This window comes from Bacillales bacterium (assembly GCA_035700025.1).
GTDB lineage: Bacteria > Bacillota > Bacilli > Bacillales > DASSOY01 > DASSOY01.
This window is the reverse complement of sequence record DASSOY010000005.1, coordinates 1-10,518: the sequence shown is the minus strand read 5'-3', so window position 1 is coordinate 10,518 and position 10,518 is coordinate 1. Positions and strand designations below refer to the sequence as shown.

Annotated in this window: 10 protein-coding genes and 1 pseudogene; 1 reads left to right on the top strand and 10 read right to left on the bottom strand. The window is 46.8% G+C overall.

Features of this window, described 5'->3' with window-relative positions; genetic code table 11:
* From VFK44_00990 to VFK44_00965, 6 genes are all read right to left on the bottom strand, one after another.
* On the bottom strand, positions 1–733 hold a 733-nt coding region (locus VFK44_00990; GenBank protein HET7626936.1), incomplete at its 3' end, for a YegS/Rv2252/BmrU family lipid kinase.
* A 62-nt stretch (positions 734–795) separates the two neighbouring features.
* Positions 796–2,100 (bottom strand): HD-GYP domain-containing protein, encoded by a 1,305-nt coding sequence (locus tag VFK44_00985; GenBank protein HET7626935.1) that lies wholly within the window; start codon positions 2,098–2,100, stop codon positions 796–798.
* Between the two features lie 47 nt (positions 2,101–2,147).
* Positions 2,148–2,513 (bottom strand): HTH domain-containing protein, encoded by a 366-nt coding sequence (locus VFK44_00980; protein HET7626934.1) that lies wholly within the window; start codon positions 2,511–2,513, stop codon positions 2,148–2,150.
* Positions 2,514–2,695: 182 nt separating this feature from the next.
* Positions 2,696–3,082, bottom strand: coding sequence for a DUF5615 family PIN-like protein (locus VFK44_00975; GenBank protein ID HET7626933.1), 387 nt, complete (start codon positions 3,080–3,082; stop codon positions 2,696–2,698).
* 2 nt (positions 3,083–3,084) lie between these two features.
* Positions 3,085–3,531, bottom strand: a complete 447-nt coding sequence (locus VFK44_00970; protein HET7626932.1) for a DUF433 domain-containing protein — start codon at positions 3,529–3,531, stop codon at positions 3,085–3,087.
* On the bottom strand, positions 3,515–4,093 hold the full coding sequence (locus VFK44_00965) for a hypothetical protein (GenBank protein ID HET7626931.1): 579 nt from the start codon (positions 4,091–4,093) through the stop codon (positions 3,515–3,517). The genes VFK44_00970 and VFK44_00965 overlap by 17 nt, the downstream gene beginning before the upstream one ends.
* 298 nt (positions 4,094–4,391) lie before the next feature.
* On the opposite strand from VFK44_00965, the pseudogene VFK44_00960 reads away from it, so the two are divergent.
* Positions 4,392–4,499 (top strand): annotated as a pseudogene (locus VFK44_00960) (UDP binding domain-containing protein).
* Between the two features lie 459 nt (positions 4,500–4,958).
* Here the strand turns inward: VFK44_00960 and VFK44_00955 are convergent.
* The 4 genes from VFK44_00955 to VFK44_00940 all read right to left on the bottom strand — a co-directional run bounded on the left by VFK44_00955 (position 4,959) and on the right by VFK44_00940 (position 10,404).
* Positions 4,959–6,236 (bottom strand): IS110 family transposase, encoded by a 1,278-nt coding sequence (locus VFK44_00955; GenBank protein ID HET7626930.1) that lies wholly within the window; start codon positions 6,234–6,236, stop codon positions 4,959–4,961.
* 365 nt (positions 6,237–6,601) lie between these two features.
* The gene (locus tag VFK44_00950; protein HET7626929.1) at positions 6,602–7,987 is read right to left on the bottom strand and encodes a PTS ascorbate transporter subunit IIC; all 1,386 of its coding nucleotides are present in this window, start codon (positions 7,985–7,987) and stop codon (positions 6,602–6,604) included.
* Positions 7,988–7,990: 3 nt separating this feature from the next.
* A complete protein-coding gene (locus VFK44_00945) occupies positions 7,991–8,269 on the bottom strand; it encodes a PTS sugar transporter subunit IIB (protein HET7626928.1) in 279 nt (92 codons plus the stop codon).
* Positions 8,266–10,404, bottom strand: coding sequence for a BglG family transcription antiterminator (locus VFK44_00940; protein HET7626927.1), 2,139 nt, complete (start codon positions 10,402–10,404; stop codon positions 8,266–8,268). Before VFK44_00940 ends, VFK44_00945 begins: the two co-directional genes overlap by 4 nt.
* Positions 10,405–10,518: the final 114 nt, after the last annotated feature.

Sequence of the window (10,518 nt, the reverse complement as noted above, 5' to 3'; positions counted from 1 at the left end):
AAAAAATTCGCGGTAAAATCCCAAACAATAATTTTAACGGCGTTCCTCCATGAATCAAACAGATTTCCAGCATGCCGTCGTCGGGTTTAGCGGCCGGACAGACCTTCATTCCCCCGCCATAATAAGGCGTGTTACCTACCGCGGCCATCCAGACATTTTTATAGTCATAGGTTTTGCCATCAATGGTTAAGGACAACGACACCGGCTGAAATTTTAAAAAAACGGCTAGTAAACTGAATAGGTAGCCTAACGTCCCCAGCTTCACAGCGCTGAGCGTCTGCTTGTACCACGAATGGTCAAAGTGAAAGGCGACCTCGGCATCTAAGCCTGTACCGGCAATCGTTAAGCCATATCTTTCGTCGATTTGAATCAGATCCATATCGCTCACTGTTCCGTTTAATACGTAATCCAAAGCTTGCTCAGGTGACGGCGGCACCGCTAATGCCCGCGCGAAATCATTTCCAGACCCCGCAGGAATGACCCCAAGCGGCAGGTCGAGATCCATCACATGGGACAGCATTCCCTGAACCGTGCCGTCGCCCCCTACCGCAATGACCGCCTTCAGTTCTTGATTTCGCGCGAGTGCTTCAAATGCCTTCGCCACATCCGCCTTTTGATTGGTTAAGTAAAACTCATACTCGAGCCCCAACCGGTCCGCTTTCTTACGTACCTTCTCCCAAATCCGCCGCCCTTTCCCATGGCCGGATTGAGCGTTGATGATAAATGCATACATGTTCGTCACCCTTGTCCGATCGAATCTCATTTCTGTTCAGACCGAGGAAATCTCAAGCTTTTTTATAAATGAAGTAAGGGTTTGATTGAAAAATTACCCTCGCGCCTGTCGGATACATTAGCCAAAGCTTGCCATTCCTCTTTAGAAATGGATAAAAATGCATCGACGACCGCAGGGTCGAACTGGGTGCCGCGGCAACGCTTAATCTCCTGGACAGCCTCCTCATGGGATTGCCGTTTGCGGTAAGGACGATCCGACGTGATGGCATCATACGTGTCGCATAGTGCAAAGATTCGTGCACCGATCGGAATGTCTTCGCCGCTTAATCCTGAATGATAGCCCTTCCCGTCCCACCTTTCGTGATGGTATTGAATAATCGGTAAGGAAGGTTTCAAAAAATCAATCGACGCCAGCATGTTTGCTCCGATCGTGACATGAGATTTCATGATCTGCCATTCTTGCCCATCAAGCGGTCCGGGTTTTAATAAAATGTCATCTCGAATGCCGATTTTCCCAATGTCGTGGAGCAAAGCCCCGCGGGCCATAGAGACGAGCTGTTCCTCGGACAAGCCCATTTGTTTGGCTAACTTAATGGAATAAGCGGTCACACGCAAACTATGGCCTTCGGTTTCGTTATCGCGCAAATCAAGGGCTGTACTTAAGGCTTCTAAGGAAGCATCATATGTATTTTCTAAAGATCGCACCAAATGATTCAATTCCGTATTCCGTTGTTTAATCACATTTGTGGAACGGATAAAGGTTTGCCGCAATGAAAAATAAAGCAAGCCGAAAATGAGTAAAATCGTCAAGGTCGCAATCCACTGCATATGGTTGATCGCCGCCACTTGGGTGGAAATATCCCGTTTAATGTAGGCGACTTCACGAATGGAACCATCTTGCCCTTTGATGGGAATCCACATTTCCAACTGCGCCCCTTGCAATTCCTGAATCGCTGCGTCACCGTGAAAGGCTTTCTTTAAAGGACCTTGAATTTCCCTAACTTCGCCAATTTCATCTCGATCATAACTAAAATAAATGCGCCCGTTTCGATCAAAAAAGCGTGTATCCAAAATGTTGTATAAATCAAAATGCATCGAAACGACGGTTTTTAACTGTTGATAATTTTTCGGCGGTTGCGTTGAATCGCCGTATCCGCCCCCCGTCTGTGTCATGGTTTTCCCAAACACCGAAGGAAAGACCGCTCGGAAATGAACGCCTACGGCTTCTTTTGTTACTTGTTCCGTCTCATTCATGACATTCCGATCAAACAAAAATGAGACGATTAAGCTGAGAATGATCATTCCCGCAACCGTGAGTCCGCCCAACAACCACATGAAACGCCGGTGCGGATTATATGTATGAACCATCGATTCCATCCTTTCGTTGACGACAACCGTTGACATGAATAAACAAATTATACCGTGAAACGACATAGGATGACAGCTTCATTTGCGAATATTTGCTTAATTTTATAAAAAAAAATTTCAGCCTGCCACGGTGGACAGACTGAATCCTCAAGCTTTATGCACTGACGGAATTGCCGGAACCGTTCTTGCTTCGTCTCCCCGGAAAGATAAAAGCCTTTGGCGTAGGAGCGTTGAACCGGTTCCAACGCCTGCGACGTCAACCAATCGTTGACTTTCTTCATGTCATAATAGAGTGTCCGCCTCGACACTTTCAGTTCATTCATTAAGTCCTGCGCAAACACATAGTCCTCCGATTGCAGCAAAAAAACAACGCAAGATGTCGACACTGCGCTGATCAAGCGTTGCCATTCCAATCACCTCCTACACCCGGATCGTTACTTTCATTATACCGAGAAAAAAACGAGAAGCAGTTCAAATTTCGTATAACCAATTGTGCATAAAGAAAACTGCCGAATCATTTCGGCAGTTTTGGATCTAAACGTAATTGAGACGAAGGAGTATGATTGTCTCATCAAAGAAAATATTTTTTCAGAAGTTATTTGGGATACCTTTTTATAAACTGAAATTTACCTTTGGCATCCTCACGGACTTTCCAAATGGCGTCAATCAATTCAGCTTGACCAGCACATTGAAAATCGTGAAATCCTTTGCAAAAATGGATTGCATTTAAACGGGTAAGTTGAAAAGTTAACCATAATACGCCATAATGCTGAACATCTGGTGACTGAGGGGGTATAAATCTTATAAAATCTTTGCCGTTTTGGGTGATGAATAAGCGACATTCTTTTTTCGCAATTTCAAACAGCTGTCCATCATCGGTCCCTCTTATTCCCTTTGCGTAGACGCTTGTCACATCGTGCCCCAAGTCGCTTAAATACTCCCCTGCCTTCGGTGTAATATTTTCATCCAAAAACAGCCTCATTCTTAATCCTCTTCGGAAAAAGGTAGATTCAACACATCAATTACATAATTTATTGACTCTGTTAATTGCTCTTGAGTAAGTTGGTAATCCTCACAAATCTCCCCAAGGGTCATCCCATCTCTCAAGCATCCAAGTATTAAAGATAAAGGGATTCGGGTATTTGCAATAGAAGGCATTCCGCCTAGAACATTCGAATTAAGTTGCACAGATTCGTGCCGCTTACTTACGTTATTGAGATACTTTTTCCCATCCAATGTTATCATCTCTCCATAAGTTGTCGGATGATAACCATTGTATTCATGAAATACTGCTTTTAAACCTTCCTCAATCTGAAAATGATGAATCGGGTTAAAATAGTGTTCAGTGGTTTTCTTATTATAAGCCTTGACTGTTTTTCCCTCGATAAAAGTTTTTCTTTCTCTATTATATTTCTTAGCTATTAGAGCCATGATCATGAGACTCCTTTCGCTCCAAATCATTTAACGTTTCTAATATTTTTTGGAAGTCTTTGATAAGAACTTCAATTTCTTTTCTTGATAACTCAACTACGAGCTTGTTTGGACTTTCAGTACGACTGATATCTGGGTCACTATATTTTATATTTAATAATGAACTATAAGCTGCCACATTGTTAAAGTTATTTTCATTTCTCTTGGTTAAAACCTCATAATCTATTTCATCAATACTATTTAAATTGGTCGAACATTGAATATAGATGAACTCTCTGTCTTTCTTGTCCTTTAGAAATGTCTTTTCAACCGCTTCAATTTTCTCTTGAGCCGCAGAAATAGGTTCTTCCATCACTATTGATTTCACTAAGGAGAGCGTTTCAAAGGCTACGTCCAAAAATTCTTCTTCTGAAAAAGAAGAATCCGCCTGTTTCAATTCGGATTCTAAATCAACTGAAGATATAATTCCCATCGCATTTCGTTTCCATCTAATAGAAATTTGATTACTAGCATAGAAAGTAAACAAAGTATCGAAATAGGACATAAAACGTTCAAGATCCATCGTCTTCTCCCCTTAAGGAAAATTATTCATCTTAAACTTATCATCTTTTTCTCTATTTGTCACTTATTGCTGAGTTGAGTCCGTATCATTGTGTAAATTGAGTTTTCAGAAAACCGAACGAATACTAAGAAACCATTTACTTTTAAAAATATTAAAAAAACCGTTGATTCGGCTTTTTTCGTTTCAATATGGGTACAACCTCCCCCACAGCTTTTCTGCCAATCGAATGATATTCAAAACCACGCTCCATCATTAAAAGAGGATCAAAACAATTGCGACCATCAAAAAATACGGGATCTCCCATGAGGGGAAGAGGGTTGCTCTGTTAGGTCTTTCTTTTAAACCAGGGACCGACGATATGAGAGAGGCTGCGTCGATTATGATTTCAAAACGTTTGGTAGAGGAGCATCACTTGAGAATCTTTAATGTTCGCGGAGAAAGTTATCGATTAAGATCGAAAAGAGAGCAAAACCAAAAGGAGGAGTAACCTCCTCCCTCTAGAAATATTGATATACCAACGATTTGAGCCGTTGGTGAAGTGTCAAAAAAATATTTTTCGACACAACGTTTAACATTAATTTTTAAATATGTGATTCTCTTGCAATAGTCGGGTGCGCTACGCGGTCGTCACTGGTTAAATATGGTTGTGACGATAAATCATTATTTGATGCACAATGGATCTCTGCGTAGCTTATGATGACGTACCCTCCCATGTCTCATGGCATCGTGTGCCTACATTCCTTCGTTCGGTCTAGTCATAAGGCAGAGGCTAGCGAAGCTCCTTTAGGGACTCGCGGTCGAATGGAATAAATAGTGCCAGCTTCTCCGTGTCATCCTGTTGTCTAGCATTCTGAAAGGGATGAGGTTACATGGCCTCTCCGAGACAAGGAATATCCTTCATCATTCGCTGTGCATCGAACGCCGTGTGCTTTACGCATATCCCGTGTAATACTTTGAGTAACTTCCCGCATAGGACCACGATTGATTGTTTCTTACGTAACGGATTAACGGTTCGTTTCGTGTAATAATCGTGCATGGTACGAAAGGCTTCATTGTGCCGAATCATAGGCATCATGACCCTGAATAGGAGGGCACGCAGCCTTCTTCTTCCCCGTTTGGAGATTCGTTTTTGACCCTTGTGTTGACCAGACGAGTTCTCACGTAAGGTTAATCCCGCGAGTTTAATTAATTGGCGTGGATCTTGATAGTGTGAGAAACTGCCGATTTCAGCTAATAGATCAACGATCGTCGCATCCCCAAGGCCTGGGACCGAAGAAAGCCATTTATACTCAACAGATGTTTTCACAAGTTCGGTTAAGCGTTTAGAGATGTCTTCGATTTCTTGTTCTAGTTGACGGAAACGGCGAACGAGTGCGGCTATTTCAAAACGGGCCATCTCCCGTCCTTCTGTAACGCCAATTGACTTACCTGCGAGATGAATGAGTTGAGTTGCTTTTGGCTTCTGAGGTGATTTCATCCCTTCTACTTCTCGGTATAGAGATAGAATCACCTCCGGTTGTTTCTGAGCCAAGTCGCTCGGAAATGGTGTACATTCGAGTGCTGCCAATGCCATCTTGCCGAATGACGGAAACACCTGGGTAAACTCAGGGAAATAGCGGTCTAACCAGCGAATCATTTGATTCTTAACAGCCCCCATTTCTTCAGTCAATTTCCTTCGAAAGGTCGCTCCTGCACGAAGTTCCGCTTCGAAATCTTTTAGAAGACGCGGATAGCTGAATCGTCCATCTTTCAGGAGCCGTGCAATCACAAGTGCATCTTTGCGATCATTTTTCGTTGGCAGATTGTCATCCAACTCTTTTGAACGCTTAACGTGCATGGGATTCGTCATCACCAGTGGGATGCCCATGTCCTCAAGAAAGTAAGCAAGATTGAGCCAGTAATGACCGGTAGGTTCGATGCCCACGAGCACTTCGGTTTTCCCGAATTCTTTCATCGCTTTCAATATGCGGTGATAGAACGTCTCAAAGCCCTCACGGGACTGTTGAACGGAAAATGCCTTTTGAAGAACACGCCCGCGATCATCAACAAAGCAAGCAAAATGTGTGCGCTTCGCAATATCCATTCCAATAACAAGCGTTTGTTCAGTGACTTGATTAATCTTTTGGTTTTGTTTAAAATCCATTGTAGTCTCCTTGGTTCTAAATTAGGGGTCATTTCGGCAAGAATTGACACCCCGCATCATACCAAGGGGGCTTTCTTTGTTCAAGTCCCTGAAAACCTTCTAACAGGAATGCTCCTTTTGGGGAATTTTAAACCGGCGATTTTGAGGAAAAATTAATCGGCCTTGACATAACAACCACATGAAACGCCGGTGCGGATTATATGTATGAACCATCGATTCCATCCTTTCGTTGACGACAACCGTTGACATGAATAAACAAATTATACCGTGAAACGACATGGGACGACAGCTTCAATTGCTAATATTTGCTTAATTTATAAAAAAAAATTCAGCCTGCCACGGTGGACAGACTGAATCCTCATGCTTTATGCACTAACGGAATTGCCGGAACCGTTCTGGTTTTCCGCTTTCTGCGTACGAACCGAAACGATGCTGGCAAGAGCCACAAACAACCCGCATACGATAAAAGTGGCAATGTAGAGGCCGGCGACGCCGAATTGGGCGAACCAGCCGGCGACGATGCCGACCCAGCCGAAATCGGTGTCCCCAAAAGTCGTGTTCGACAGCCCAAGCTTCCCAAGATAAGATAGCAGCAACGCAGGGATGATGGTGATCAAAAACCCGTTGACCAATGCGCCAAGCACTGCTCCGCGGCGTCCGCCGCTCGCGTTCCCGAACACACCGGCGGTCCCGCCGTCAAAGAAGTGCGGCACCATGCCGGGGATAATGAGCGCCAAGCCGATCGGTCCCATGATGAACATGCTGATGATGCCGCCGATCAAGCTGGAGATAAATCCAACGATGACCGCTGTCGGCGCAAAAGTGAACGTTGTCGGACAGTCGAGCGCCGGCAAGGCGTTTGGAACGATTTTGTTCGCGATGCCTTGAAAAGCCGGCACGAGTTCGGCGAGAATCATGCGGACACCCATCAGGATGACGGCGATGCCAGCTCCGAACGCAATGGCCTGCATGAACGCATACATCAAATAATTTCCGCCGTTGGCGAACTCGCTCAACGCTTTCGGACCCGCCGCAAGGGCAAGGATGAGGTACATGATGATCATCGTCAAGGTGGTCATAACCAAAGAATCGCGGAGGAAGCCGAGATTTTTCGGCACCTTAATGTCTTCGGTCGTGCGGCTGTTTTTGCCGACGCCTTTGCCGATGAGCGAGGAAACGATATAGCCGAGCGAATTGAAATGACCGAGCGCAAACGGCGCACCGCCGGTGACTTTTTTCATGAAAGGATGCACGAGTGCAGGCATCATCGTACTGACGGTTCCGAGAAAGAGACCGCCGATGATCGTTTGACTCACGCCGGAAATGCCCGCGCTGCCGAGAACGACCGCCAAAACCGTGGCCATAAAGAACAAATGATGTCCGGTGAGAAAAATATATTTGGCCGGTGTCAGACGCGCGAGAATAAGGTTAACAGCAAATCCGGCAGCCATGATGATCGCCGTTTCCGCCCCAAAACTTTTTTGAGCGATGGCGACGATGGCCTCGTTCGTCGGAACAACCCCGTGCAGGTGAAATCCTGCCTGGACCATCGCACCGAGCGGAGTCAACGCGCCGATGATGATGCCCGCGCCGCCGCCGAGAATAAGAAACCCAAGAATCGTTTTCAACGTGCCGGTGATCGTGTCGCTGATCGATTTTTTCAACGCCAGCAAGCCGATTAAAGCCATCAAGCCGACGAGCAATGCCGCCTGGCTCAAAATTTCGTTCACGATAAAATGAATGACTCCCATGAATTACTCCTCCTTTTGTTCGAACACGGGAAGCAATTTCGCTTCGATCTCCCCTTGATCGACATAATTTTTTACGGTCACGATCGGAATGCCCCGGTCGCTCAGCAAGTCGGAAAACTCCTCCGAAGTGACGATGACATCCGCCGCTTCCGATTTCGCCGAACCGATGTCCGAGGTCGAAACCGTTGCCGTCTTCCCCATCGCTTGCAATGCTTTTTCAATGGTCATCCGAAGCACCATGCTGCTTCCGAAACCCATTCCGCAGACTGCCAAAATCTTCATCGTTTGCCCTCCTCTACCGTTTGATTCGATAAATAGCCGGAAATCAACCGTGATACCGCCTGTGCCGAATCGGATTCAAGAATGTTCGTTACGATTTCCTCGTCCGCCAGCAATCCGGTCAATTGGGACAACGCCTTCAAATGGGTCTCGCTGTCGATCGCGGCAAGCACGATCATCAGCCGGACCGCATGTTTCGCTTCCGCCGAAAACGGCACCGGTTCTTTCAACGTCAACAAGCTCATCCCGAGCCGGTTGACCCCTTGTTCCGGACGCGCATGAGGGATCGCGATCTGCGGAACGATGACGATATACGGTCCTAATTCTTTCACGTTGTTAATCATCGCTTCGACATAGTTTTCTTCAATGGATCCGCTTTGCAACAACGGCTCGGCCGCGATCTTGATCGCTTCCTGCCAATCTCCCGCTTCCGCCTGGACCCGGATCGTTTCTTCCGTTAACAGCTCATTCAGCATCGGTTTCCTCGTCTCCTTTTCTGTACGGTTGTCGGACTGAAACAACTGGTGCAGTTCTCTTTGTAATGGTTCTTCGTCGCGGATGTCCGCATATTTACTCACGATGTCCATGACGGCATTCACCTTATGCCTTACCGATTCTTGTTGATCTCCCGTCAGCGCGAGAACGCGATTCGCGATTTGCTGCTGTTCCGCGTCGGTGAGCACCGGATTGACGAGAATGACCGGTTTCGTTTCGGACGGCATCGGAACGGTTGAAAAATAAAAATCCACGTCGCTTTCGTTCTCGATTTCCTCTCTTAACGACCGCGTGCCGATGATTCGGACCGACGGCAGAAATTGCTCCAGCTGTATGCGCAGCAACGCCGAAGTGCCCGCCCCGCTGCCGCAAACGACGACCGCCTTCTTCCTCCGGTCCCTTTTATATACGCGGCGTCTCATCCACCCGCCGAAATACATCGCGAGATACGCAATTTCCCCGTCGTTGATCTCCCGGCCGACGAAGTTTTCAAGCGAATCGACGACCATTCTCGTCAACGCGTACACTTCCGCATACCGGGTCTTGATTTGTTCCGTCAACGGATTATCAACGTAGACCCCGTATTTCATCCGGTAATAGGCCGGCATCAAGTGTTGAAACATAAGGGCTTCGAGTTTGTGCGGATCTTCGAAGGAAACACACGCCTGCTGCTGAAACCGTTCGATCATCTCCCTCAACCCGGTTCGCAGCGCCTCCATGTCTTCGTTTTGCGAGACAAATCCGTCCATCGTGTTTCGTTTCGACCCAAGCAGCAATTTCGTCAAGTAGCACGTCTCATGCTCATCCAGGACGACCGATTCGATCTTGCCCAACCGTTCGGCGATGTCCCGCGCAACCGAATATTCCCGGGTCAGCACCAATGCCGATTGCTCATTGCTGTCGATCTCCACATGCCGTCCGGCTTTCACTCTTTCGGCGATGATGTAGAAATAAACGTGAAAATGCGAGATCATCTCGTCGGACCATTCGATATGCAACGACTGTTCGGCCAACGTAATGCACGTTTCGTATGCGGTCAACCGCGGTTTCGTAAAACGCAGCCTTTCAGCAGCCGGACTGTTGAGAAACCGGTGGTCATCGGAAGGATGCCAGCTCGCCGCCGAACCCCCCATGAGAGAAAGCAAATCACGCGCAAGCAACCGGCGAATTTCACTTTCATCCCCTTCCACCACATAGCCGTTCCCCCGGTGGTAAGTGAGCGCCAACTCCGCCTGCCGCAAACGATCCTTCACCGTCCGCAAATCCTTGAACACCGTAACGCGGCTGACATTCACAAGCCCTTCCAGCTCTTGCAGCCGAACACGGCCCGTACCGAGCAATAAGTAGAGCATCACGTAAGCGAGACGTTCTTTTTTTGATAAAAAATAATCCCGCGGACGCAGCCGGCCCATGTAAAAAGCCGCTTTTTTCTTCGTTTCGGCGGAAAGATAAAACCCTTTCGAGTAAGAGCGCTGCACCGGCTCGAGCTGATGCGCAGCCAACCAATCATTGATTTTGTGCAAATCATAATAAATCGTCCGCCGCGAAATGCGCAATTCACTCTCCAAGTCATGGACGAACACGTAATCGTTCGAATGCAACAGGCGCCGCAATATGAAAACACTCCGTTGATCCAGCGTCATCGGATCTCACCTCCTCGGCAGCGGCTATGCAAGTCTATTATACGGCGACCGCGAAGCGAGAAGAAGTGCAAGTTTCGTACGCCCAACTGTGCAAAAGGTAAACGATAAAAAAAA

Coding starts and splice junctions, on each gene's coding strand:
- VFK44_00950 (HET7626929.1), bottom strand. CDS start 7,987: ATGGGAGTCATTCATTTTATCGTGAACGAAATTTTGAGCCAGGCGGCA.
- VFK44_00975 (HET7626933.1), bottom strand. CDS start 3,082: ATGAGGCTGTTTTTGGATGAAAATATTACACCGAAGGCAGGGGAGTAT.
- VFK44_00940 (HET7626927.1), bottom strand. CDS start 10,404: ATGACGCTGGATCAACGGAGTGTTTTCATATTGCGGCGCCTGTTGCAT.
- VFK44_00955 (HET7626930.1), bottom strand. CDS start 6,236: ATGGATTTTAAACAAAACCAAAAGATTAATCAAGTCACTGAACAAACG.
- VFK44_00970 (HET7626932.1), bottom strand. CDS start 3,531: ATGGCTCTAATAGCTAAGAAATATAATAGAGAAAGAAAAACTTTTATC.
- VFK44_00985 (HET7626935.1), bottom strand. CDS start 2,100: ATGGTTCATACATATAATCCGCACCGGCGTTTCATGTGGTTGTTGGGC.
- VFK44_00965 (HET7626931.1), bottom strand. CDS start 4,093: ATGGATCTTGAACGTTTTATGTCCTATTTCGATACTTTGTTTACTTTC.
- VFK44_00945 (HET7626928.1), bottom strand. CDS start 8,269: ATGAAGATTTTGGCAGTCTGCGGAATGGGTTTCGGAAGCAGCATGGTG.